Genomic DNA, 24,313 nt, shown 5'->3' with positions numbered 1-24,313 from the left:
GAGTGTGCCGCCCAAGGGGCCGGGGGTCTGAGGTCGTCAGGCGGGTGCGGGTGCGATGAGGCTTGTCGCACAGTTCCCCGCGCCCCTGAGGAGCTACACCGACGCTTGTTTTCCCGAGACCGCTCGCTCCTCCACGATCAGGGGTCGCGTCGGCAGTTCGATCGTGAACTCCGTTCGGCCCGGGGTGCTTTCGACCTGGATGCGGCCTCCATGGGCGGTCGTGATCGCTGCCGCTGTCGCCAGCCCCAGGCCGGAGCCGCCCGACCTCGGGTCGGTGCGGGAGCGGGAGGTGTCCGCTCGGGTGAAGCGTTCGAAGACCGTGGGCAGGAGGGTCGGGGGGATGCCGGGGCCGTTGTCGCGGACCCGGATCACGCGGTGGTCGAGCGTCGACTCGACCGAGGCCACCACCCGCGTGCCGGGCGGGGTGTGCATGCGCGCGTTGCTCAGGAGGTTCGCCACCACCTGGTGGAGTCGGGCCTCGTCGCCGGTCACCGACGCCGGGGCGTCCAGGCTCAGTTCGAGTTGCCAGTCGTGGCCGCCGCCCGCCGCCCGGGCGTCCCGCACCGCCTCCGCGACCAGTGCCGCGAGGTCCACCTCGGCGGACTGGAGCGGGCGTCCCTCGTCGAGGCGGGCGAGCAGGAGCAGGTCCTCCACCAGGCCCTTCATGCGAGCCGACTCCGCGGAGACCCGGCGCCAGGCCAGCACCGGCTCGACGCGGGCGGTGCCGCGGTTCATGAGCTCGGCGTATCCGGCGATCGAGGCGAGCGGCGTACGGAGTTCGTGGCCGGCGTCGGACAGGAAGCGCCGCATGCGTTCCTCGCTGCGCCGGCGTTCGGCGAGGGAGGACTCCACGTGATCGAGGAGGTGGTTGAGGGCGGCGCCGACCTGGCCGGCCTCGCTGCCCGGGTCGGTGTCGCGGGCGGGTACCCGGGCCAGGCCGGTGACCTCAGCGTGTCCGAGCGGGGCGCGGGAGACCTCGGCGGCGGTGGCGGCGACCCTGCCGAGGGGGCGGAGTTGGCGTCGTATGACCACCGCGCAGACGCAGCCGGCGACGGCGAGCCCGGCCACCGCGACGCCCGTCTCGATCGCCACGAGTTGGCTGATCATGTCCTGGACGCCGTCCATGGGCAGGCCGGTGAGGACCCGGACGTCGCCGTTCGCGAGGACGGTGACCCGGTAGGTGCCGAGGCCCGGTACGGCCCTGGTGTGCATGGCGCCGTCGGCGCCGATCCCGGACAGTGCGGTGCGCTGCCCGGCGGTGAGGTCCTGGGGCGGGGCGTCCTGGGCGACGACGGCCGCGGAGGCGATCGCGCCGTCCTCGTCCAGCCGGGCGGAGAGCATGCCGGCGGGCTGTCCGTTCTCCCTGAGGAAGGTCAGGTCGCTCTCCAGGTGCGGATGCGACGAGGCTCCGCCCAGTGCCCGTTCGGCGGCACCGAGGACATGGTCGTCCAAGTCGCCCATCAGGTAGGCGCGTTGGAAGAGCGTGGTGATCAGACCCATCGCGGCGCATACGACGATCAGGGTGACGCTGACGAAGACGAGCAGGCGGGTGCGGAGGGAGCGACTGCGCGCACCCGGGCGGGCCGGCGCCCTCATCTCCCCTCCTCCGGTGCCTTGACGGCGTACCCGAGGCCGCGCACGGCGGGGATCACCGGTGCCCGACCTCATGGGGATGAGCACACGTACGCGGCCGGTGCGGGACCGGGAGGTGCCAGACATGTACCGATCGTGTCCCCGTCCGCTGAGGGAACCCTGTGTTCCGCCTGAGGGTGGGTGATGACCGCGGTGATTCCTCTCGGAAACGGCGAAAAGGGCCGCACCCCCGGCACCGGGAGTACGGCCCCCTCGCGAAGGACTACTTGCGGATCAGCGAACGCAGCACGTACTGCATGATGCCGCCGTTGCGGTAGTAGTCGGCCTCACCGGGGGTGTCGATGCGGACGACCGCGTCGAACTCGACGCCCGTGTCGGTGGTGACCTTGACCGTGCGCGGCGTGGTGCCGTTGTTGAGCTCCTCGACGCCGGTGAAGGAGAAGGTCTCCTCGCCGGTCAGGCCGAGCGTCGCGGCGGACTGGCCCTCGGGGAACTGGAGCGGCAGGACGCCCATGCCGATGAGGTTCGAGCGGTGGATGCGCTCGTACGACTCGGCGATGACGGCCTTGACGCCGAGGAGCGCGGTGCCCTTGGCGGCCCAGTCGCGGGACGAGCCGGAGCCGTACTCCTTGCCGGCCAGGATGGCCAGCGGGATGCCCTGCTCGATGTAGTTGCGGGAGGCGTCGTAGATGAACGACACCGGACCGCCGTCCTGGGTGAAGTCGCGGGTGTAGCCGCCCTCGGTGCCCGGCGCGATCTGGTTGCGCAGGCGGATGTTGGCGAAGGTGCCGCGGATCATGACCTCGTGGTTGCCTCGGCGCGAGCCGTAGGAGTTGAAGTCACGACGCTCCACACCGTGCTCGGTGAGGTACTTGCCGGCCGGGGTGTCGGCCTTGATGGCACCGGCGGGCGAGATGTGGTCGGTGGTGACCGAGTCGCCGAGCTTGGCGAGGACCCGGGCGCCGGTGATGTCGCTGACCGGCGTGGTCTCCATCGTCATGCCCTCGAAGTACGGGGGCTTGCGGACGTAGGTCGACTCGGCGTCCCACTCGAAGGTGTTGCCGGTCGGGATCGGCAGCGCCTGCCACTGGGCGTCGCCCGCGAAGACGTCGGAGTAGGACTTGTTGAACATGTCCTCGCCGATGGCGTTCGCCACGACGTCGTTGACCTCGGCCTCGGAGGGCCAGATGTCCTTCAGGTAGACGGCGTTGCCGTCCTGGTCGACACCGAGCGCGTCCTTGGTGATGTCCACCTTCATGGAGCCCGCGATGGCGTACGCGACGACCAGCGGCGGGGAGGCCAGGTAGTTCATCTTGACGTCGGGGTTGATCCGGCCCTCGAAGTTCCGGTTGCCGGAGAGGACCGAGGTGACCGCGAGGTCGTGGTCGTTGACGGCCTTGGAGACCTCCTCCGGCAGCGGGCCGGAGTTGCCGATGCAGGTGGTGCAGCCGTAGCCGACGAGGTTGAAGCCGACCTTGTCGAGGTACGGGGTCAGGCCCGCCTTGTCGAAGTAGTCGGTGACGACCTTGGAACCCGGGGCGAGGGTGGTCTTGACCCACGGCTTGCGGGTCAGGCCCTTCTCCACGGCCTTCTTCGCGACGAGCGCGGCGGCGACCATGACGTACGGGTTGGAGGTGTTGGTGCAGGAGGTGATGGCCGCGACCGTCACCGCGCCGTGGTCGATCTCGTACGTCGAGCCGTCGGGGGCGGTCACGGTGACCGGGTTGGACGGCACGCCGTTGGGGGCGACCGCGGGGGCGTCGGAGGCCGGGAAGGACTCCTTGCCCGCCTCGTCCACGGCGTCGACGTAGTTGAGGACGTCCGACTTGAACTGCTGGGCGGCGTTCGCGAGGACGATACGGTCCTGCGGGCGCTTCGGGCCGGCGATCGAGGGGACGACCGTGGCGAGGTCCAGCTCGAGCTTCTCCGAGAAGTCCGGCTCGGCCTTCGGGTCCAGCCAGAGGCCCTGCTCCTTGGCGTACGCCTCGACGAGCGCGAGCTGCTGCTCGGAGCGGCCGGTGAGCTTGAGGTACTTGATCGTCTCGTCGTCGATCGGGAAGATCGCGGCGGTCGAGCCGAACTCCGGCGACATGTTGCCGATGGTGGCGCGGTTCGCGAGGGAGGTGGCGGCCACGCCCTCGCCGTAGAACTCGACGAACTTGCCGACCACGCCGTGCTTGCGGAGCATCTCGGTGATGGTCAGCACGAGGTCGGTGGCGGTGGTGCCGGGCTTGAGCTCACCGGTCAGCTTGAAGCCGACGACACGCGGGATGAGCATGGAGACCGGCTGGCCGAGCATCGCGGCCTCGGCCTCGATGCCGCCGACGCCCCAGCCCAGCACACCGAGGCCGTTGACCATGGTGGTGTGCGAGTCGGTGCCGACGAGGGTGTCGGGGTAGGCCTGGCCGTTACGGACCATGACCGTACGGGCCAGGTGCTCGATGTTCACCTGGTGGACGATGCCAGTACCCGGCGGGACGACCTTGAAGTCGTCGAAGGCGGTCTGGCCCCAGCGCAGGAACTGGTAGCGCTCGCGGTTGCGGCCGTACTCCAGCTCGACGTTCTGCGCGAACGCGTCGTGGGTGCCGAACTTGTCCGCGATGACGGAGTGGTCGATGACCAGCTCGGCCGGGGAGAGCGGGTTGACCTTCGCCGGGTCGCCGCCGAGCTCCTTCACGGCCTCACGCATGGTGGCGAGGTCCACGACACAGGGCACGCCGGTGAAGTCCTGCATGATCACGCGGGCCGGCGTGAACTGGATCTCCTGCGACGGCTGGGCCTGGGAGTCCCAGCTGCCGAGGGCGCGGATGTGGTCGGCGGTGATGTTCGCGCCGTCCTCGGTACGGAGCAGGTTCTCCAGGAGAACCTTGAGGCTGTACGGCAGGCGGGCCGAGCCCTCCACCTTGTCCAGCCGGAAGATCTCGTACGACTCGTCGCCCACGCTCAGCGTGGCGCGGGCGTCGAAGCTGTTCGCCGACACGACAGTCTCCTTCATTTTTGTGCGCTTACCACCGCATCCTGCCGCCACGCCGTCTTGGCCGATCCGCTAAGGTAAGGCTAAGTTAGGCATGCCTTACCGTCGGGCTCGGCGGACACGTGGTGCCGCGGTACGCCTCGGCAGATATCTCGATGTCGAGATAACTCTAGTACATGAGGCCGGGATGGTCATGCCCGGCCCCGCTGTGATGTCCTGAACGGCACGCCGGACGGATGGAACGTCGGTGTGCCTGACAGATGGGACACCGGCATGCCTGACGGATGGGAATGGGACAGGACCCTCTTCCAGGGAAGCGCGGCCCACTACGAGCGCGGCCGGCTGCCGTACGCCGCGGGCCTCGCCGAAACGGTGGCGAGGGCCCTCGGACTGGACGGCCGGGGCAGGCTTCTCGACGTGGGCTGCGGACCCGGGACCGTGCTGCTCGCGCTGGCGCAGTACTTCACCGAGGCGGTCGGCCTCGACCCCGACGAGGACATGCTGGCCGAGGCGGAGCGGCAGGCCGGGCGGCGCGGGGTCGGCAACGCGCGCTGGGTGTCCGGTCGCGCCGAGGACCTGCCGGCCGGGCTGGGGACGTTCCGGACCGTCGTGTTCGCGCAGTCCTTCCACTGGACCGACCGCGACCGGGTCGCCGCGACCGTGCGGGACATGCTGGAACCGGGAGGGGCGTTCGTCCACGTCAGTGACGACAAGGACGAGCCGGCCGCGACCACTCCCCTGCCGTGGCCCGCCTCCCCGTACGCCGAGATCGGCGCTTTGGTACGCGACCGTCTGGGCCCGGTGCGCCGCGCGGGTCAGGGCAGGCTCGTCAACGGCACGCCGGGACGGGAGGACCTGGTCCTGGAGCGCGCCGGGTTCGAGGGCTACGAGGAGCATGTCGTGCCGGCCGGACAGGTGGTCGAGCGCACCCCGGACGACCTGGTGGCGTGGACGTTCTCCCGGTCCGACTCCGCCCCCCATCTGTTCGGCGACCGGCGGGGGGAGTTCGAAGAGGACCTGCGTGCCCTGCTGCGCCGGATCTCGCCGGGCGGCCGCTTCGCGGAACACCTCCCGGCCACCCGGATCATGATCTGGCGCCCACCGCGCCGCAAGGGGTGACGGGGTCAACTCGCCCACGACAGCGGGGCGGTGCGAAACCCGGCACCCATCACTCGGCCCGGCCGGGGTAGGCGAAGGAGGACGACAGCACGCGACCTACCTTCGACGGGAGGCCCCCATGCCGCTCACGTTCCGCAAGAGTTTCCGGATCCTTCCCGGCGTACGGCTGAACATCAACCGGCGCTCCTGGTCCATCACGACCGGCGGCGGCAGCCACGGCCCCAAGCACACCCACAGCAGCACGGGACGTCGTACGACATCGGTGGATCTGCCCGGACCTTTCGGGTGGCGTCGGACCCGTACCGCCAAGCGCCACTGACGTTTCCTCAGGTCCGTGCGGGTCTCTCACCTGAACGGACCTCCCGGAATGCGGCATCTCATATCTGAGATAGCCTCAACCCCATGGCAGACGACTACCTCGTACGTATCGGCAAGCTCATCCGTGACGCCCGGCAGCACCGGGGCTGGACACAGTCGCAGCTCGCGGAGGCGCTCGGCACCAGTCAGAGCGCCGTCAACCGCATCGAGCGCGGCAACCAGAACATCAGCCTTGAGATGATCGCCCGTATCGGTGAAGCACTGGACAGCGAAATCGTCTCTCTGGGCTACGCGGGTCCGATGCATCTGCGGGTGGTCGGCGGGCGCCGGCTCTCCGGCGCGATCGACGTCAAGACGAGCAAGAACGCGTGCGTGGCCCTGCTCTGCGCCTCGCTCCTCAACAAGGGGCGCACGGTGCTGCGCAGGGTCGCCCGCATCGAGGAGGTCTACCGGCTGCTGGAGGTGCTGGGCTCCATCGGGGTGCGCACCCGCTGGATCAACGACGGCGTCGACCTGGAGCTGGTCCCGCCCGCCGAGCTGAACATGGCGGCGATCGACGCCGACGCGGCCGTACGCACGCGCTCGATCATCATGTTCCTCGGCCCGCTGCTGCACCGCATGGACCGCTTCAAGCTGCCGTACGCCGGCGGCTGCGACCTCGGCACCCGGACCATCGAGCCGCACATGATCGCGCTGCGCCGGTTCGGTCTGGAGGTCGCGGCGACCGAGGGGCAGTACCACGCCCGGGTCGATCGGGCGGTCCGCCCCGACCGGCCGATCGTGCTGACCGAGCGCGGCGACACCGTGACGGAGAACGCGCTGCTCGCGGCCGCCCGCCACGACGGCGTCACCGTCATCCGCAACGCCTCCTCCAACTACATGGTCCAGGACCTGTGCTTCTTCCTGGAGGCCCTGGGCGTCCGGGTCGAGGGCATCGGCACCACCACGCTCACCGTGCACGGCGTGCCGCGCATCGACGTGGACGTGGACTACTCCCCCTCCGAGGACCCGGTCGAGGCGATGAGCCTGCTGGCCGCCGCGGTGGTCACGGAGTCGGAGCTGACGGTGCGCCGGGTGCCGATCGAGTTCCTGGAGATCGAGCTCGCGGTCCTGGAGGAGATGGGCCTCGACCACGACCGCACACCGGAGTACTTCGCCGACAACGGCCGCACCCGCCTGGTCGACCTCACGGTCCGCCCCAGCAAGCTCGAAGCCCCCATCGACAAGATCCACCCGATGCCGTTCCCGGGCCTGAACATCGACAACGTCCCGTTCTTCGCGGCGATCGCGGCGGTCGCGCAGGGCCAGACCCTCATCCACGACTGGGTCTACGACAACCGCGCGATCTATCTGACGGACCTGAACCGGCTCGGCGGCAGGCTCCAACTCCTGGACCCGCACCGGGTGCTGGTGGGCGGCCCGACCCGCTGGCGCGCCGCCGAGATGATGTGCCCACCGGCCCTGCGCCCCGCCGTGGTCGTCCTGCTGGCGATGATGGCGGCGGACGGCACGTCGGTGCTGCGCAACGTGTACGTCATCAACCGGGGGTACGAGGATCTGGCGGAGCGGCTGAACTCGGTGGGAGCGCAGATCGAGATCTTCCGGGACATCTGAAGGGACATCTGAGAGGCGAAGCGGACGTCCTGGTCTCCGGCGGCTGCCGCGGTGCGAGCGGCTCTCGCCGGCCGGTGCCAGGGCGGCGGAACGACCCTCAGGCCGCCGTCAGCGCTGCCGTCAACACTGCCGTCAGCGCTGCCGTCAGGCCGCTGTCAGCGCCGCCAGGGCGCGTTCCATCGCGGCGTTGAACTCCTCCGGTGTCAGCGGCAGCCGGGACTTGACGTCCCGGCTCCACTGGTCGGCGAGGACCTCGGCGGACCCGGCCTCGACACCGTCGAGCGCCGCGTCGGCCAGGTCCGCCGGCGCGAGCTTGTCCACGGGCCAGCCCGCGGCCATGTCGGTGTCGGCCAGGCCGAGGTGCACCGCCGTCACGAGCGTGCCCTGGTCGGCGAGTTCCAGGCGGACGCCGTTGGTCATGGCCCAGGCGGCGGCCTTGGTCAGGTGGTAGGCGTTGGCGCCCTTGCCCCCGAACCACGACATGGCGGAGAGGACGTTGACGATCGCGCCCCCGCCGTTGTCGGCGAGCGTCGGCGCGAACTCCCGGATCATGCCCAGGTGGCCGAACATGTTGGTCTCCAGCTCGTGCCGTACCGCGTCCAGCGAGCCGGTCACCAGGTCGGTACCCGTACTGATTCCCGCGTTGTTGATGAGCAGCGAGACGTCCGGGGCGGCCCCTGCCGCTGCCCGCACGGACGCGGGATCGGCGATGTCGAGGGGCAGCACCTCGACCCCGGGCAGGTCCACGGTCTCCGGCCTGCGGGCCGTCGCGTAGACCTTGCGGACGCCGCGTTCGAGCAGGCGCTGGGCGAAGGCGCGGCCCAGACCGCGGTTGGCTCCGGTGACAAGGGCGACTGAGTTGTTGATGTCCATGCCCGGAACGCTAGAACCTGACGTTGGCGTCAGGGGCAAGCGCCTTCTGCCAGGGCAGGCGTGAGAGAAGTCACCGTGCCCGCCACACCGCCCGAGGGGACCTTCAGCGCAGTCGGCGGGCCCGCAGCACCACGTCGTCGGTGTGGTGCGCGCCGGCGCCTCCCTCGGGGGCCGGCCGGGGCCGCTGCTCGTCCACCTCCACCTCCCAGTCGTCGTCGAACAGCGCGGCGACCATCGCGGGCCAGACGTAGTCGGCCGGGTCGAACTCGCTGTCGTGCGGGTGCTGGGTGTCCATCCCCGCGTGGTGCACGACCAGCAGGACGCCACCGGGGGCGACGGCCGCGAGCAGCGCCCGCTCGGCCGCCGCGTCGGGGGTGCGCAGCAGGGCCGGGTACTGCGCGGAGACCAGGTCGAAGGAGCCCGGCACGAGCTCCGCTTCCGTCAGTTCGGCGTGGATCCAGCGCACGGCGACACCGGCGTCGCGCGCGTGCCCCGCGGCCCGCTCCAGCGCCACGCCCGAGACCTCAAGGGCGGTCACGTCCCAGCCGCCGCGCGCGAGCCAGACGGCGTCGGCACCCTCGCCGCAGCCGACGTCGAGCACCCGTCCGGGCGTGAGCCCGGCGACCTCGGCCACCAGCGCGCCGTTGGGCCGTCCGCTCCACAGCTGTGGCCGGTCGGCGTAGCGGTTGTCCCACTCCGCCCGCACCTCGGGGTCCCCGACGTATCCGTCGGCGGGCAGGGGGGTCCTGGACACGGTCGATCCCGCGTTGTCGTGAGTCACGGGCCCACCGTCACCCCTCGGGTCCCGGTGGGGCCAGCGCTGTTGCCGTTCCGGCAAAACCTCCGCGCCGCCGCCCGCTGCCCCGCGATGTACGGAGCCTGTGGGCTGACGTGCGTCCCGTCGCCGTGGATCGCCTATCTTGGCGCCCATGCAGTCCTACACGATCGGCCAGGCCGCACGGCTGCTCGGCGTGAGTCCCGACACCGCGCGGCGGTGGGCGGACGCCGGGCGGGTTCCCACGCACCGGGACGAGGGCGGGCGGCGCCTCATCGACGGGAAGGACCTGGCCGCCTTCTCCGTGGAACTCGCCAAGGGCGACGGCGGTGACGAGGAGACCTCCCACACCTCCGTCCGCAACGCCTTCCCCGGCATCGTCACCGCCGTCAAGCTCGGCGACGTCGCGGCGCAGGTGGAGATCCAGGCGGGGCCGCACCGGCTGGTGTCCCTCCTGACGCGGGAGGCCGTGGAGGAACTCGGCCTGGAGGTCGGCGTGGAGGCCATCGCCCGCGTGAAGTCGACGAACGTGCACATCGACCGCGCCTGAAACGCGGTCAGAGCGTGAGCAGTTCCTCGTAGAAGCCGCCGAACTCCCGCTCACCGTCGACGAGATGGATCTCCAGGATCCAGTGGCAACGACGTCCCGCCTTGTCGGTACGGCGCAGCGGCGTGTCGTTGGCGGGGGCGATGTACGACTCCACGTCGGCACCGTCGATCCACTCGTGCGGGAACTCACCGACGAGGTGCCCGGCGTGCCAACCGCCCAGCTGCCAACCGGAGTTGGCGGCGAGTCGCGCCACCTCGGCGTACAGACGCGCGCCGGTGATGTCCGGGTCGGCCTCGAAGAACTTCCGGCCCGCGGCGAAGATCCGCGGCAGGTCGTCGCGGAGACGGTGCCTGACCGGGTCGTCGCCGAGGACGAAGGTGCGGCCGAAGTCGGCCTCGTACTCCTCGAAGATCGGACCGAAGTCGGCGAAGACGATGTCGTCCGCGCCGATCACGCGGTCCGGCGGGTTCTCCCGGTACGGCTGGAGCGTGTTCGGTCCGGAGCGCACGATCCGCTTGTGCCAGTGCCGGGTGGTGCCGAACAGCTCGTTGGCCAGGTCCCGGATCCGGTCGCTGACCGCCCGCTCCCCCTCGCCCGGCGCGATCAGCCCGCGCGCCTCGATCTCCGCGAAGAGCCGCTCGGCCTTCGCCTGGGCGTTCAGCAGCTTGGCCGCGCGCGTGGGTTCGTCGTCCGCCATGGGGCCGACCGTAATCATCCCGATCATCCCCGGCAAAGGGATTTACTCCCGGGTTCCCTCACCCGGATGGCCCCCCGGGCGGGCCGCCCGGGCGGCCCCTTCCTAGCGTGAAGGCAGTGCCTGGGGTGGGTCCGTCCGGCCCGGGCCGCCTGATCGGAGGAGGAGACCATGGCCTCGGACGGCACGCCCGTACGGCGGTGCGCGAGCCGGCACTCCGGACCGCGGGACGGGGCGGAGTGCGGGGCCCGGGCGCGCTTCGAGATCTCCTGCCACGCGCGGCCACCGCTGGTGGTGTGTCCGCAACACCTGGGCCCGGCACTGCTGCTGGCCGACGGGGTGCTGTGGCCTCCGGAGATCAGACTCGTACGGTGAGCGGTGCCGGCCGGCACCGGCTGTCGGGCCCGGCCGCGCTCAGCTCTTCGTCAGCGTGATGTCCTGCTGCTCGGTCGCGTGGAAGCGGGGCAGCAGCAGGCCGCCCTGGGGGCTGAGTTCCATGAGGGTGGCCTCCACCCGGGCCTGTCCGGCTTCGAGGGAGCCCGGGGTGGGCTTGCCGGTGTTCGCCCAGACGTGCTCGACGCCGTCGCACACCGCGCGGGTACCGCCGATGCCGTGCCGGACCGACTCGGAGCGCTGCCCCACGGAGGAGCTGACGAACACGGGACCGGTGCCGCCGGTGCAGCGGTAGGTGCCGGAGAGCGTGACGGTGCCGTCGGTGGCGATACGGCCGACGGGGTCGACGGTGACCGTCTCGTACGGGTCGGCCTGCGCGGGCAGCGCGGGAGCTGCGAGCAGGAACAGCGCGGCACCGGCGGTGGCGGCGAGGACGGAGCGGACGGACATGGGATGCCTCCCGGATGAATGGGGCGGGGTCTCCGCTGAGTGGAGCGGGGCCCTCCACTGCTACCGGGAACGCGCGCCGACAGCCGTGATCGTCACTCCTTCGGTGGCGAGTCCGCATCGAGCGTCGTGGAACGGTCCGAGAGTTGTCCGCGTGTTGTCACGCTTCATGTCGAGCCGTTCCGATGAGTTCGCGGCGGGAGCATGGTCTACACATACGGATACGGACCCCATGGGGACGGTCCCACCAATGTGGAGGTGCGCCATGTGTTCTCACCAGTCTTCGTGCCCTGCGTCCGACAGCACCGCTCCGCACGTCGTCGCCGCCCACCCCGAGCAGGGCTGGAACCTGCTGTGCAACGGCGCGATCGTCTTCGACGACACCGGTGAGCTGCTGCCCGACGGACGGATCGTCGCGCCGCACCGCTCGCCGCTCGCCCAGCTGGCCGTCGCCGCCTGACCCGGTTCCCGGAGCCGCGAGGCTAGGGCAGCACCGCGAAGCCGTCGAGTTCCACCGCCGCCTGGTCGTCCCAGAGCCGTACGACCTCGACGACCGCCATCGCCGGATAGTCCCGGCCCGCCGCCTCCCGCCAGATACGGCCGAGTTCGCGGACGTGGGTGCGGTAGTCGGCGATGTCGGTGGTGTAGACGGTGACGCGGGCGAGATCCGCGGGTGTGCCCCCCGCGGCCCGCAGCGCGGTCAGCAGGTTCGTGAGCGCCCGCTCGAACTGCTCGGGCAGGGACGCCCCCACCACTTTCCCGTCGGCGTCCAGGGCCGTCTGCCCCGCCAGGAAGACCACCCGCGAGCCGGTGGCCACGACCGCGTGCGAGAAGCCGGTCGGCGGGGAGAGCTCGGGCGGGTTGACGCGCTCGGCACTCACGGGGCCTCCCTCTCGCCGGCGTTCACCGGACCGCCGGATTCGCGTACAACTCCTTGGCGATGATGCCCCGTTGGACCTCGCTCGCCCCCTCGTAGATGCGCGGGGCGCGCACCTCCCGGTACAGGTGCTCCAGCAGATGACCGCGCTGAAGGGCGCGGGCGCCGTGGAGTTGGACCGCGGTGTCGACGACGTACTGCGCGGTCTCGGTCGCGAGCAGCTTCGCCATCGCCGCCCGCTTCGGTACGTCCGGGGCGTCTTCGTCGTACGCCGTCGCCGCCGCGTACACCATGAGCCGGGCCGCGTCCGTGCGCAGCGCCATCTCGGCGACCGTGTGGGCGACGCTCTGCAGGTCCCGCAACTTGCCGCCGAACGCGTCCCGTTGAGCGGTGTGCGCGAGGGACGCGTCGAGTGCCGCCTGCGCCATGCCGACCGCGAAGGCGCCGACGCTGGGCCGGAAGAGGTTGAGTGTGCCCATCGCGACCCGGAACCCGCGGTCGACCTCACCGAGGACGTCGTCGGCGCTCACCGGCACGGCGTCGAAGGCGAGGGTGCCGATGGGGTGCGGGGAGAGCATGTCGAGCGCGCCGCCGGTGAGCCCGGGCCGGTCGGCGGGCACGAGGAACGCGGTCACGCCCCGGGCACCGGCGCCGGGCGTGGTCCGGGCGAAGACGGTGTAGAAGTCGGCCTCGGGAGCGTTGGAGATCCAGCACTTCTCGCCGGTGAGCCGCCACCGGGAGGCCCCGTCGGGGACGGCGACCGGCTGGGCCGGCGGATCGGCCGACGAGCCCGGATCCCGCTCCGCCCGCAAGCCCAGCGCCGCCGCGTCCGACCCCGCCCCCGGCTCGCTCAGCGCGAACGCCGCCACCGCGCTGCCCTCGCTCACCGCCGGCAGCCAGCGGTCCCGCTGGGCCGGGGTGCCGTGGGCGTGGACGGGGTGGGCGCCCAGGCCCTGGAGGGCGAGGGCTGTCTCGGCCTCCGTGCAGGCGTACGCGAGGGACTCCCGCATCAGGCAGAGGTCCAGCGCGCCGGAGGTGAACAGCCGCTCCAGCAGGCCGAGTCGGCCCAGCTCGGCGATCAGGGGACGGTTCACATGGCCCGGCTCGCCCTTCTCCGCGAGCGGGCGCAGCCGTTCCGCGGCGAGGGCGCGCAGCTGTGCACAACGGGCGGTCTGTGACGGTTCGAGCGAGAATGCGGGCATCTCAGGTCCCTTCTCGTCGACAGGGCCCTACGACAGTATCGCGTGCCGTTGACTGTCGTCACCAACACGATACGCTCCTTGTGCGAGCCCACCATCGACGCCCACAAGGCGGCCCACGCGGCCCACAAGGCAGGGGGCGACCCGCCATGCACGTCTCGGCCCACGTCGACACCTTCGCGCGCGACCACCTCCCGCCTCCCGACCAGTGGCCGGAGCTCCGCTTCGACCTGCCGGAGCTGCGGTACCCCGATCGGCTGAACTGCGCCGCCGAACTGCTGACGGGCCCGCCCGACGACCGGCCGGTCTTCCACACCCCCGCCGGGGACACCTGGACGTACGGCACCCTGCGCGCCCGCGTGGACCGGCTGGCGCACCTGCTCAGCGGGGACCTCGGGGTCGTCCCCGGCAACCGCGTCCTGCTGCGCGGCCCGACCACACCGTGGCTCGCGGCCTGCTGGCTGGCGGTCCTGAAGGCGGGCGCGGTCGCCGTGACGGTGCTGGCCCAGCAGCGGCCGCACGAGCTGGCCACGATGTGCGAGATCGCGCGCATCGAGCACGCCCTGTGCGACATACGCGCCGTCGACGACCTCGCCAAGGCCGAGATACCGGGCCTCAGGATCACGACGTACGGCGGCGACGCCCCCGACGACCTCCTGAACCGCGAGGCGCCCGGGACGCCGTACCGCGCCGTGGAGACCGCTGCCGACGACGTGGCGCTGATCGCCTTCACCTCGGGGACCACCGGACGACCCAAGGGCTGTATGCACTTCCATCGGGATGTGCTCGCGATAGCCGACACCTTCTCCAAGCATGTGCTTCAACCACATGTGGACGACATCTTCGCCGGCAGTCCCCCGCTCGGTTTCACCTTCGGGCTCGGCGGCCTGGTGATCTTCCCGATGCGAGCGGGCGCCGGCTCCCTCCTGCTGGAACAGGCCCACCCCAAGCAGTTGCTGCCGGCGATCGCCGAGCACCGGGTCTCCGTCCTGTTCACCGCCCCGACCGCCTACCGCGCGATGCTGGACGAGCTCGACGCGTACGACGTCTCCTCCCTGCGCCGCTGTGTCTCCGCGGGCGAGAACCTGCCCGCGGCGACCTGGCGGGCCTGGCAGGAGCGGACCGGTCTCGGCATCGTCAACGGCATCGGCGCCACCGAGCTGCTGCACATCTTCATCTCCGCCGCCGACGAGCACATCCGGCCGGGGACGACCGGGGTCCCCGTGCCCGGGTGGCAGGCGCGCGTGGTCGACGAGACGGGCCGTGAACGGCCCGACGGCGAGCCCGGGCTGCTCGCCGTGCGCGGTCCCGTCGGCTGCCGCTATCTCGCCGACCCACGCCAGCGCGAGTACGTGCGGGACGGCTGGAACATCACCGGGGACACATACATCCGCGAGAACGATGGGTACTTCCGCTATGTGGCCCGCGCGGACGACATGATCATCTCGGCCGGGTACAACATCGCGGGTCCGGAGGTCGAGGACGCGCTCCTGCGGCACCCGGACGTCGTCGAGGCGGCCGTGGTGGGGCGGTCCGACGAGGCGCGCGGCCAGGTGGTGGTGGCCCACGTCGTCCTCAAGGAGGGCGTCGAACGGGACGCCGAGGCGCTGCGCACGTTCGTCAAGGCCGAGCTGGCGCCCTACAAATGTCCGCGCGAGATCGTCTTCATGGACGCGCTGCCGCGCACGGCGACCGGCAAACTCCAGCGGTTCAGGCTGCGCACCGATGGTGACCAGCAGTGATCCACACGACCTAAGATGATCAACGTGTCCGACCAGCATGCACCACGGTCTCTCATCGTCACGCTCTACGGCGCCTACGGCCGCTTCGTCCCGGGTCCCGTGCCCGTCGCCGAACTGATCCGGCTGCTGGCCGCGGTCGGCGTGGACGCCCCTTCCGTACGGTCCTCGGTGTCCCGGCTCAAACGGCGCGGACTGCTGCTTCCGGCCCGAACGGCCCAGGGCGCGGCCGGCTACGAGCTCTCGCCGGACGCCCGCCAGCTCCTCGACGACGGCGACCGGCGCATCTACGCCGTACGGCCGCCCGAGGACGAGGGCTGGGTGCTCGCCGTGTTCTCGGTGCCCGAGTCGGAGCGGCAGAAGCGGCACGTGCTGCGCTCACGCCTGGCCGGACTCGGCTTCGGCACGGCGGCCCCCGGGGTGTGGATCGCCCCGGCGCGGCTGTACGAGGAGGCCCGGCACACCCTCCAGCGGCTCCGCCTGGACCCGTACGTCGACTTCTTCCGCGGCGAGCACCTCGGCTTCGCGGCGACCGTCGAGGCCGTGGCCCGCTGGTGGGACCTGGCCGCGATCGCCAAGGAGCACGAGGCGTTCCTGGACCGCCACGCGCGCGTGCTGCACGCCTGGGAGGACCGGGCCGACACCCCGCCCGAGGAGGCCTACCGCGACTACCTCCTCGCCCTCGACTCCTGGCGCCATCTCCCCTACGCCGACCCCGGTCTGCCCACCCCGCTGCTCCCGGAGGACTGGCCGGGCGAGCGGGCGGCGGCGGTGTTCCGGGGGCTGCACGAGCGGCTGCGGGACGCGGGGGCCGCCTTCGTGGGCCTGTGACCCCTCGGGCGTCCCCGCTCTCGCAAGCCCCTCAAGTCCCCAGGGTCAGCCGGGGCTTGGGCGCGTCCGTGCGGCCGGTCTGCGGGCGGCGGCTGCCCGCGCGGTACGGATCGGGCCAGACGGCACCGGGACCTTCGTAGCCCTGCTCGGCGGCCGCGTGCAGCGTCCAGTGCGGGTCGTAGAGGTGCGGGCGGGCCAGCGCGCACAGGTCCGTACGGCCGGCCAGGATCAGCGAGTTGACGTCGTCCCAGGAGGAGATCGCGCCGACCGCGATCACCGGGACGCCGGTCTCGTGGCGGATCCGGTCGGCGTACGGCGTCTGGTAGGAGCGCCCGTACTCCGGCTGCTCCTCGGCCACGACCTGCCCGGTGGACACGTCGATCGCGTCGGCGCCGTGCGCGGCGAAGGCGCGGGCGATCTCGACGGCGTCCACGGCGGTGTTGCCGCCCTCGGCCCAGTCGGTGGCGGAGACACGGACGGTCATGGGCCGTTCCCGCGGCCACACTTCTCTGACGGCGTCGAAGACCTCCAGCGGGAAGCGGAGTCGTCCGGCGAGTGGGCCGCCGTAGGCGTCGGTACGGCGGTTGGTCAGCGGAGAGAGGAAGCTGGAGAGCAAGTAGCCGTGCGCGCAGTGCAGTTCGAGCAGGTCGAAGCCGGCGCGGTCGGCACGCCGGGCGGCCGCGGTGAACTGCTCTCGGAGGTCGGCTAGTTCGGCAAGGGTGAGCTCGCGCGGGGTCTGGTTGGCGGCCTTGTACGGGATCGGGGACGGCCCCACGACGGGCCAGTTGCCCTCGGGCAGCGGTTCGTCGATGCCCTCCCACATCAGCTTGGTCGAGCCCTTGCGGCCGCTGTGGCCGAGCTGCACGCCGATCGCGGTGCCCGGCGACCGCGTGTGCACGAAGTCGGTGATCCGCTTCCAGGCAGCGGCCTGCCCGCCGTCGTAGAGGCCGGTGCAGCCGGGGGTGATCCGGCCCTCGGGTGAGACACACACCATCTCGGTCATCACCAGGCCGGCGCCGCCCAGCGCCCGGGCGCCGAGGTGGACCAGGTGGAAGTCGTCGGGGACGCCGTCGGTGGCGGAGTACATGTCCATCGGCGACACGACGACCCGGTTGCGCAGGGTCAGCCCGCGCAGCCGGAACGGGGTGAACATCGGGGGCGTACCGGGTTCGCAGCCGAACTCGTGCTCCACGGCTCCGGTGAAGCGGGCGTCGCGGAGCCGCAGGTTGTCGTGGGTGACGCGGCGGCTGCGGGTGAGCAGGTTGAAGGCGAACTGGCGGGGCGGCTGGTCGAGGTACAGCCGGAGGTTCTCGAACCACTCCAGGCTGGCGAGGGCGGCGCGTTGGGTGGAGGCGACGACCGGTTTGCGTTCCGCCTCGTAGGCCGCCAACGCCCTTTCCACCGACGGCTGTTCCTCCAGACAGGCGGCCAGGGCGAGGGCGTCCTCGACGGCGAGCTTGGTGCCGGAGCCGATGGAGAAGTGGGCGGTGTGGGCGGCATCGCCGAGCAGCACGGTGTTGCCGTGGGACCAGTGCTCGTTGACGACCGTGCGGAAGGTGGTCCAGGTGGACTTGTTGGAGCGCAGGGGGCGGCCGCGGAGGGCTTCCGTGAAGATCTTGGCGCAGCGGTCGATGGAGTCCGCCGTGTCCAGTTCGGCGAAGCCCGCCGCCCGCCACACCTCCTCCCGCATCTCGATGATCACGGTGGAGGCGTCGGCCGCGTAGGGGTAGCCGTGCAGTTGCATCACGCCGTGCTCGGTCTCGGCGATCTCGAAACGGAAGGCGTCGAAGGGGAAGTCCGCGGCGAGCCAGATGTAGCGGCAGTGGTGCGAGGTCACATGGGGGCGGAACACATGGGTGTGGGTCTCGCGTGTGGTGCTGTTGACTCCGTCGGCGGCGATGACGAGGTCGTGCGTGTCCGCGAGGCCGGGCGGGGCGGGGGTGCGGAAGCGGAGGTCGACGCCGAGGGTGCGGCAGCGGTCGTGCAGTATTTCGAGCAGCCGTTTGCGGCCGAGGGCGGCGAAGCCGTGGCCTCCGGAGGTCTGGCGGGTGCCTCTGTGGACGATGTCTATGTCGTCCCAGCGGGTGAAGTGGTGCTGGAGGGCCTCGTAGACGTGAGGGTCCGCGTGCTCGATGCCGCCGAGGGTTTCGTCGGAGAGGACCACGCCGAAGCCGAAGGTGTCGTCGGGGGCGTTGCGTTCCCAGACGGTCACTTCTCTTCGGGGGTCGAGGCGTTTGAGCAGGGCGGCGGCGTAGAGGCCGCCGGGGCCGCCGCCGATGACTGCGATGCGTTGCGGGTGCGGGTGAGTGGGGGCTTGTCGCGCAGTTCCCCGCGCCCCTGAGGGTGATGTCCTCACCGTCCGCTCCATTTGGGAGGACGCTTTTCCGTGAACGCCCGGTGGAACTCCGCGTAGTCCGCACCGTTCATCAGGAGGGCCTGGGTTGATGCGTCCAGTTCCACTGCGGCCGCCAACGGCATGTCCAGCTCGGCCGTGAGCAGGGCCTTCGTCTGGGCGTACGCCAGTGCCGGGCCCTCGGCCAGGCGGCGGGCCAGGGCTGAAGCGGCCTTGTCCGCGTCGCCCTCCTCCGTCAGCTCGCTGATCAGGCCGATGCGCTCGGCCTCGGGAGCGCGGACCGGTTCGCCGAGCATCAGGAGTCGGGTCGCGTGGCCCAGTCCCACCACCCTGGGCAGCAGGTAGGCCGCGCCCATGTCGCCCCCGGACAGGCCGACCCGGGTGAAGAGGAAGGCGAAGCGGGCCGTGGGGTCGGCCACGCGGAAGTCCGCCGCGAGGGCCAGGACCGCCCCGGCGCCCGCCGCCACCCCGTGCACCGCCGCGATCACCGGGAACGGGCATTCCCGTACGGCCCGCACGACCTGGCCCGTCATCCGGTTGAAGTCGAGGAGCTGGGCGGTGTCCATGGCCAGGGTGGCGCCGATGATCTCGTCGACGTCGCCGCCGGAGCAGAAGCCACGGCCCTCGCCGGCCAGGACCAGGGCCCGGACGGAACGCTCGCGGGACAGCTCGGCGAGCAGATCGCGCAGGTCGGCGTAGGCGCCGAAGGTGAGCGCGTTGAGTTTCTCGGGGCGGGCGAGGGTGACCGTGGCGACCCCGTCGGCGAGGTCGACGCGCAGGTGCCGCCAGTCCGGGGTGCGGGCGGCGGAGCCGGTGAAGGGACTCATGCGGTGCGGCCTCCTCGTGCTCGGGCGAGGTGCGAGGTGCGAGGTGCGCGATACGCGGCGCTCTACCCATCGAAGCTATCACTCATCTTTGACTGTCGTCACGAGTGCGCGATAACGCGGTAGGGGTCGAGCCATGGAGGGCACGCCGGAGTGACCTGAACCGGTCACATCCGTCACGGCTCGTCGACAGAGCGGCAACGGCGGGATCGACGCCGGGAGGCAAGCCGTTGCTACGGGTAAGCCGCCTGCCAACGGGGCCGAAGGTCCCGTACGGTGCCCGCCCGACGAGCCTGCCGACGGCGCCGTACCATTCATACGGTTGAAAGCAGGACAGCCTGCTCATGAACGGACCCGCCTTGCAAGATCGCCCCTCCGCCTCCTGGCGCATCGCGCTGCCGCACTCCGCCGCGGCCGTGCCCGTGGCGCGCGCCCTGGTCCGCACCGCGCTGGCCGAGCTGGAGCACGGGGCGGACTGCGACACCGCGGAGCTGCTGACGGCCGAGCTGGTGGCGAACGCCGTGGAGCACACGGCCGGTGACACGCCCATAGAGCTCGTGGTCGAGCTGCTCCCCACGGGCTGCCAGGTGGAGGTGCACGACCCGGACCCGGCGCCGCCGGGCCATCTGACCCAGCCGGACACCCAGGACCCGGACCCCTGGCAGGAGCACGGCCGCGGCCTGCTCCTGATCAGGGCGCTCAGCTCGTCCTGCGGGCACCGCCCGACCGAGACCGGCAAGGCGGTGTGGTTCCGGCTGCCGGTGGTGCCGCACCAGTGGAACCCGGCCTGAGGACGCTCCTTCAGGCCAGCGTGGCCACCAGCACCGCCTTGATCGTGTGCAGCCGGTTCTCCGCCTCGTCGAACACCACCGAGTGCGCCGACTCGAACACCTCGTCCGTGACCTCCAGGGACTCCAGCCCGTGGGTCTCGAAGATCTCCTGCCCCACCTTGGTCCCGAGGTCGTGGAAGGCCGGCAGGCAGTGCAGGAACTTCACGTCCGCGTTGCCCGTGGCCCGCAGCACGTCCATGGTCACCGCGTACGGCGCGAGCGCGGCGATCCGCTCGTCCCAGACCTCCTTGGGCTCCCCCATGGACACCCAGACGTCGGTGGCGACGAAGTCCGCGCCGAGGACGCCGTCCTCCAGCGACTCGGTGAGGGTGATCCGGGCCCCGCTGTCCACGGCGAGCGCGCGGGCCCGCTCGACGACGTCCTGGGCGGGCCAGTAGGTCTTGGGGGCGACGATCCGCACGTCCATGCCGAGCAGCGCGCCGGTGATCAGATAGGAGTTGCCCATGTTGAACCGCGCGTCACCGAGGTAGGCGAAGGCGATCTCCGGCACCGGCTTCGCGGTGTGCTCGGTCATGGTCAGCACGTCGGCCAGCATCTGGGTGGGGTGCCAGTCGTCGGTGAGCCCGTTGTAGACCGGCACGCCGGCGTAGGCGGCCAGCTCCTCGACCTTCTGCTGGCTGTCTCCGCGGTACTCGATCCCGTCGTACATACGACCGAGGACGCGCGCGGTGTCCCGTACGGACTCCTTGTGCCCGATCTGCGAGCCGGAGGGGTCCAGGTACGTCGTGGAGGCGCCCTGGTCCGCGGCGGCGACCTCGAACGCGCACCGCGTGCGCGTGGAGGTCTTCTCGAAGATCAGCGCGATGTTCTTCCCGCTCAGTCGGCGCGTCTCGGTCCCGGCCTTCTTGGCCGCCTTCAGCTCGGCGGCCAGCTCGACCAGGCCGAGGAACTCCTCGGCGGTGAAGTCGAGCTCCTTGAGGAAGTGGCGCCCGGCGAGGGCGGTGGGGACGGTCGCCATGGGGACGCTCCAGCGGGATGAGAACAGGACTCTGGAAGTCTATACGATATTCAGCATTTCTATACAGCCTCCCTTTCCACGGGACAGCTCATGCAGCGCGGCCCGCCCCTCCCCCGCCCCAGCTCGCTGCCCGGGATCTCGATGACCTCGATGCCCTGCTTGCGCAGATGGGTGTTGGTGGTGGCGTTGCGTTCGTAGGCGACGACGACGCCCGGTTCGACGGCGAGGACGTTGCAGCCGTCGTCCCACTGCTCGCGCTCGGCGGCGTGCACGTCCTGGGTGGCGGTCAGCACCCGGATCGCGTCCAGGCCCAGCGCGGCGGCGATCGCGCGGTGCATGTGCTCCGGCGGATGGTCGGTGACCTTGAGCTCCTTGTCGCCGACGCCCGGTTCGATGGTGTACGACCGCAGCATGCCGAGTCCGGCGTACTGGGTGAAGGTGTCGCCGTCGACCATCGTCATCACGGTGTCGAGGTGCATGAAGGCCCGTCGCTTCGGCATGTCCAGGGCCACGATCGTCTGTGCGGAGCCCTCGGCGAAGAGCTTGTGGGCGAGCATCTCGACGGCCTGGGGCGTGGTCCGCTCACTCATGCCGATGAGGACCGCGCCGTTGCCGATGACGAGGACGTCCCCGCCCTCGATGGTGGACGGGTAGTCGGCCTGCCCCTCCGACCAGAGGTGGAAGGTCTCGTCGCGGAAGAGCGGGTGGTGGCGGTAGATCGCCTCGAAGTGGACGGTCTCGCGCTGCCGGGCGGGCCACTTCATGGCGTTGACGGAGACGCCGTCGTAGATCCAGGCCGAGGTGTCGCGGGTGAAGAGGTGGTTGGGCAGCGGGGCGAGGAGGAAGTCGTCGAGGTCCATGACGTGGAAGCGCACGGAGGTCGGCTCCGCGTGCGTCTCCAGGAACTCCCGCTTGGTCATGCCGCCGACCAGCGCCTCCGCCAGCTCCGCGGCGGGCAGCGTCTCGAAGCAGGACCGCAGGTGGTCGGTGGCCAGCGGGCCGTACTCCTTCTCGTCGAAGACGCGGTCGAGGACGAGGGACCGGGCCGCCGGCACCTCCAGGGCCTCGGTGAGCAGGTCGCCGAAGAGGTGGACGGCGACCCCGCGGTCGCGCAGCACGTCGGCGAACCCGTCGTGCTCGGCGCGCGCCCGGCGCACCCACAGCACGTCGTCGAAGAGCAGCTGGTCCTTGTTGCTGGGGGTGAGCCTTTTGAGCTCGAGATCCGGCCGGTGCAGGATGACGCGGCTGAGCCGCCCGGCCTCGGAGTCGACATGGAATCCCATGCCTCCATCCTGACCAACGAAAAGCCGCTTGACCCCTTCGTTCGCACGAATTTCCTGTTGTCGTCCTCTTGACGATAAACGGTCGGTCCGCTTATCGTCGTGCAGACGAAAAGAGGGGAACTGATGGCCGACATCACCCGGCGCCTCGGCTGGCGCCACCTGCGCGGCGCGCCCACGGCGCACATCCGGCACCACCGTGGCGGCACACTGCTCCACGACGGCCCCGGACTCAGCTTCTGGTTCCGCGCACTGACCGCAGCGCTCTCCGAAGTGCCGGTCGACGACCGCGAGTTGGCCATGACCTTCCATGCCCGTACGTCCGACTTCCAGGACGTGGCCGTGCAGGCGACCGTGACCTACCGGATCGGCGACCCGGCCCTCGCCGCCGCCCGCCTGGACTTCTCCATCGACCCGGACACCGGGGTGTGGCGGGGCTCGCCCCTGGAGCAACTGGGCACCCTGCTCACCGAGACGGCCCAGCAGCACGCGCTCGACGTCCTGACCCGGACCTCCCTGTCGTCCGCCCTGGTCGACGGCGTGTCCGCGGTGCGCGAGCGGATCCGGGCGGGCCTGGACGCCGAACCCCGGCTGCCGGCCACCGGCATCGAGGTGGTCGCCGTACGCGTGATGGCGGTGCGCCCCGAGCCGGAGGTGGAGCGGGCGCTGCGCACCCCGGCCCGCGAGCAGATCCAGCAGGAGGCGGACCGGGCGACCTACGAACGCCGGGCCGTGGCCGTCGAGCGGGAGCGTGCCATCGCCGAGAACGAACTCGCCAGCCAGATCGAACTCGCCCGCAGGGAAGAGCAGTTGGTGGAGCAGCGGGGCACCAACGCCCGCCGGGAGGCGGAGGAGCACGCGGCCGCGGACGCGGTACGGGCGGAGGCCGAGGCGGCCCGTTCGGTACGGCTCGCCCGTGCGGAGGCCGACGAGGTGCGCGCCGTGGGTGACGCCAAGGCGCAGGCGCAGGCCGCCTGGTTGCAGGTGCACGCGGACGTCGACGTCGCCACCCTGCACGCCCTCACCGGGACCCGGCTCGCGGAGAACCTGCCGCACATCGACAGCGTGACGATCTCACCGGATGTGCTGACGGGGCTGCTGGCCAGGCTGGGCGCACGGGAGCCGGAGTGAGTCTCGCGCCACGGGCCGTCCTGGTCCATCGCACCACGGAGTACGAGGAGTTGGTGGCCCACCACGGCACCCACGGCCAGGCGGCCTACTTCCTCTCCTCCCGGGGCCGGGACATCCGCGAGGTCGCCGAGCGCCACGAGCGCGCCCAGCGGGCACTGGCCGAGGTGACCGCCGCGATTCCGCTGACCTGGCGTCAGGCCCGGGTCGAGCGGGCCGACCTGGACCGTTTCCTGTTCGCCCCCGAGGACGTCGTCGTCGTGGTCGGGCAGGACGGTCTGGTGGCCAATGCGGCCAAGTACCTCTCCGGGCAACCGGTGTTGGGCATCGACACCGAGCCCGGCCGCAACCCGGGCGTGCTGGTGCGCCACCGTCCGCGGGACACGGCGAAGTTGCTGACGGCGGCCGGTGCGCAGGCCGACGAGCTGACGATGGTCGAGGCCGTCGCGGACGACACCCAGCGGCTCGTCGCGCTGAACGAGATCTACCTGGGCGCCGCCGGTCATCAGACCGCCCGATACCGCCTGGGCCTGGAGGGCGACGGGGGTGTCGTCGAGGCCCAGGCTTCCTCCGGGGTGCTGGTGGGGACGGGGACGGGGGCCACGGGCTGGCTCCGGTCGGTGTGGCAGGAGCGGGGTGCCCGCCTGCGGCTGCCGGAGCCTACGGAGAACCGCCTGGTGTGGTTCGTCCGCGAGGCCTGGCCGTCCCCGGCCACCGGCACGACCCTGACCGCCGGCGAACTCCCCGCCCGCGCCCGCCTCCGCCTCACCGTCGAGTCCGAACGGCTGATCGCCTTCGGGGACGGGATGGAGGGGGACGCGGTGGAGCTGACGTGGGGGCAGACGGTGGAGGTGGGGGTGTGCGGGGAGCGGTTGCGGTTGGTGGGGTGAGGGGTGACCGGTGGGTCACCCCTCACTTCCGCC

At 71.3% G+C, this 24,313-nt stretch carries 23 protein-coding genes; 11 read left to right on the top strand and 12 right to left on the bottom strand.

The window, feature by feature from the left end; genetic code table 11:
- Positions 1-93: 93 nt before the first annotated feature.
- Positions 94-1,596: a sensor histidine kinase gene (locus AC2XR2_RS33445; protein ID WP_491517066.1), complete on the bottom strand. Its 1,503-nt coding sequence runs from the start codon at positions 1,594-1,596 to the stop codon at positions 94-96.
- Positions 1,597-1,855: 259 nt separating this feature from the next.
- Positions 1,856-4,573: an aconitate hydratase AcnA gene (gene acnA, locus AC2XR2_RS33440; protein ID WP_491517065.1), complete on the bottom strand. Its 2,718-nt coding sequence runs from the start codon at positions 4,571-4,573 to the stop codon at positions 1,856-1,858.
- Between the two features lie 267 nt (positions 4,574-4,840).
- On the opposite strand from acnA, the gene AC2XR2_RS33435 reads away from it, so the two are divergent.
- The 3 genes from AC2XR2_RS33435 to AC2XR2_RS33425 all read left to right on the top strand — a co-directional run bounded on the left by AC2XR2_RS33435 (position 4,841) and on the right by AC2XR2_RS33425 (position 7,618).
- Complete coding sequence (locus tag AC2XR2_RS33435; protein ID WP_491517064.1) at positions 4,841-5,686, top strand: class I SAM-dependent methyltransferase; 846 nt, start codon at positions 4,841-4,843, stop codon at positions 5,684-5,686.
- Positions 5,687-5,804: 118 nt separating this feature from the next.
- The gene (locus tag AC2XR2_RS33430) at positions 5,805-6,005 is read left to right on the top strand and encodes a DUF4236 domain-containing protein (RefSeq protein ID WP_123763654.1); all 201 of its coding nucleotides are present in this window, start codon (positions 5,805-5,807) and stop codon (positions 6,003-6,005) included.
- 83 nt (positions 6,006-6,088) lie between these two features.
- On the top strand, positions 6,089-7,618 hold the full coding sequence (locus tag AC2XR2_RS33425) for a helix-turn-helix domain-containing protein (protein ID WP_491517063.1): 1,530 nt from the start codon (positions 6,089-6,091) through the stop codon (positions 7,616-7,618).
- Positions 7,619-7,762: 144 nt separating this feature from the next.
- Here the strand turns inward: AC2XR2_RS33425 and AC2XR2_RS33420 are convergent, their stop codons facing one another.
- Entirely contained in the window at positions 7,763-8,491 is a 729-nt protein-coding gene (locus AC2XR2_RS33420; protein ID WP_491517062.1) for an SDR family oxidoreductase, read from the bottom strand.
- Between the two features lie 103 nt (positions 8,492-8,594).
- Positions 8,595-9,272 (bottom strand): class I SAM-dependent methyltransferase, encoded by a 678-nt coding sequence (locus tag AC2XR2_RS33415; RefSeq protein WP_449351094.1) that lies wholly within the window; start codon positions 9,270-9,272, stop codon positions 8,595-8,597.
- A 148-nt stretch (positions 9,273-9,420) separates the two neighbouring features.
- Between AC2XR2_RS33415 and AC2XR2_RS33410 the strand changes: the two genes are divergently transcribed.
- Positions 9,421-9,816, top strand: a complete 396-nt coding sequence (locus tag AC2XR2_RS33410) for a TOBE domain-containing protein (RefSeq protein WP_381303744.1) — start codon at positions 9,421-9,423, stop codon at positions 9,814-9,816.
- Between the two features lie 7 nt (positions 9,817-9,823).
- On the opposite strand, the gene AC2XR2_RS33405 is transcribed toward AC2XR2_RS33410, so the two are convergent.
- A complete protein-coding gene (locus tag AC2XR2_RS33405) occupies positions 9,824-10,513 on the bottom strand; it encodes a M24 family metallopeptidase (protein ID WP_491517061.1) in 690 nt (229 codons plus the stop codon).
- 168 nt (positions 10,514-10,681) lie between these two features.
- On the opposite strand from AC2XR2_RS33405, the gene AC2XR2_RS33400 reads away from it, so the two are divergent.
- Positions 10,682-10,885, top strand: coding sequence for a hypothetical protein (locus AC2XR2_RS33400; protein WP_381303741.1), 204 nt, complete (start codon positions 10,682-10,684; stop codon positions 10,883-10,885).
- A gap of 39 nt (positions 10,886-10,924) precedes the next feature.
- On the opposite strand, the gene AC2XR2_RS33395 is transcribed toward AC2XR2_RS33400, so the two are convergent.
- On the bottom strand, positions 10,925-11,353 hold the full coding sequence (locus AC2XR2_RS33395) for a DUF6299 family protein (protein ID WP_491517060.1): 429 nt from the start codon (positions 11,351-11,353) through the stop codon (positions 10,925-10,927).
- 262 nt (positions 11,354-11,615) lie between these two features.
- Between AC2XR2_RS33395 and AC2XR2_RS33390 the strand changes: the two genes are divergently transcribed.
- On the top strand, positions 11,616-11,810 hold the full coding sequence (locus tag AC2XR2_RS33390) for a DUF5999 family protein (RefSeq protein ID WP_330263903.1): 195 nt from the start codon (positions 11,616-11,618) through the stop codon (positions 11,808-11,810).
- Positions 11,811-11,832: 22 nt separating this feature from the next.
- On the opposite strand, the gene AC2XR2_RS33385 is transcribed toward AC2XR2_RS33390, so the two are convergent.
- Complete coding sequence (locus AC2XR2_RS33385; RefSeq protein ID WP_491517059.1) at positions 11,833-12,231, bottom strand: RidA family protein; 399 nt, start codon at positions 12,229-12,231, stop codon at positions 11,833-11,835.
- A 22-nt stretch (positions 12,232-12,253) separates the two neighbouring features.
- A complete protein-coding gene (locus tag AC2XR2_RS33380) occupies positions 12,254-13,429 on the bottom strand; it encodes an acyl-CoA dehydrogenase family protein (protein ID WP_491517058.1) in 1,176 nt (391 codons plus the stop codon).
- A gap of 146 nt (positions 13,430-13,575) precedes the next feature.
- On the opposite strand from AC2XR2_RS33380, the gene AC2XR2_RS33375 reads away from it, so the two are divergent.
- Both AC2XR2_RS33375 and AC2XR2_RS33370 read left to right on the top strand, forming a co-directional pair.
- Complete coding sequence (locus tag AC2XR2_RS33375; protein WP_491517057.1) at positions 13,576-15,168, top strand: AMP-binding protein; 1,593 nt, start codon at positions 13,576-13,578, stop codon at positions 15,166-15,168.
- A gap of 15 nt (positions 15,169-15,183) precedes the next feature.
- Positions 15,184-15,996 carry a PaaX family transcriptional regulator gene (locus tag AC2XR2_RS33370; RefSeq protein ID WP_491517056.1) on the top strand — a complete coding sequence of 271 codons (813 nt, stop codon included), beginning with the start codon at positions 15,184-15,186 and terminating at the stop codon, positions 15,994-15,996.
- A 31-nt stretch (positions 15,997-16,027) separates the two neighbouring features.
- Here the strand turns inward: AC2XR2_RS33370 and AC2XR2_RS33365 are convergent, their stop codons facing one another.
- Both AC2XR2_RS33365 and AC2XR2_RS33360 read right to left on the bottom strand, forming a co-directional pair.
- A complete protein-coding gene (locus AC2XR2_RS33365; protein WP_491517055.1) occupies positions 16,028-18,364 on the bottom strand; it encodes a bifunctional salicylyl-CoA 5-hydroxylase/oxidoreductase in 2,337 nt (778 codons plus the stop codon).
- Complete coding sequence (locus tag AC2XR2_RS33360; protein ID WP_491517054.1) at positions 18,349-19,176, bottom strand: enoyl-CoA hydratase family protein; 828 nt, start codon at positions 19,174-19,176, stop codon at positions 18,349-18,351. Before AC2XR2_RS33360 ends, AC2XR2_RS33365 begins: the two co-directional genes overlap by 16 nt.
- Positions 19,177-19,517: 341 nt before the next feature.
- Between AC2XR2_RS33360 and AC2XR2_RS33355 the strand changes: the two genes are divergently transcribed.
- Positions 19,518-19,964, top strand: a complete 447-nt coding sequence (locus AC2XR2_RS33355; RefSeq protein ID WP_491517053.1) for an ATP-binding protein — start codon at positions 19,518-19,520, stop codon at positions 19,962-19,964.
- Between the two features lie 10 nt (positions 19,965-19,974).
- On the opposite strand, the gene argF is transcribed toward AC2XR2_RS33355, so the two are convergent.
- Positions 19,975-20,982 (bottom strand): ornithine carbamoyltransferase, encoded by a 1,008-nt coding sequence (gene argF, locus AC2XR2_RS33350; protein ID WP_330263910.1) that lies wholly within the window; start codon positions 20,980-20,982, stop codon positions 19,975-19,977.
- Between the two features lie 59 nt (positions 20,983-21,041).
- Positions 21,042-22,265: an arginine deiminase gene (locus AC2XR2_RS33345; protein ID WP_330263911.1), complete on the bottom strand. Its 1,224-nt coding sequence runs from the start codon at positions 22,263-22,265 to the stop codon at positions 21,042-21,044.
- Positions 22,266-22,388: 123 nt separating this feature from the next.
- On the opposite strand from AC2XR2_RS33345, the gene AC2XR2_RS33340 reads away from it, so the two are divergent.
- On the top strand, positions 22,389-23,393 hold the full coding sequence (locus AC2XR2_RS33340; protein ID WP_491517052.1) for an SPFH domain-containing protein: 1,005 nt from the start codon (positions 22,389-22,391) through the stop codon (positions 23,391-23,393).
- Positions 23,390-24,280, top strand: coding sequence for an NAD(+)/NADH kinase (locus AC2XR2_RS33335; protein WP_381303720.1), 891 nt, complete (start codon positions 23,390-23,392; stop codon positions 24,278-24,280). Before AC2XR2_RS33340 ends, AC2XR2_RS33335 begins: the two co-directional genes overlap by 4 nt.
- Positions 24,281-24,313: the final 33 nt, after the last annotated feature.

It is taken from the genome of Streptomyces sp. LS-MS-L19, assembly GCF_058382285.1.
The sequence above is the reverse complement of the archived record's forward strand: the minus strand, read 5'-3'. Positions and strand labels throughout refer to the sequence as shown.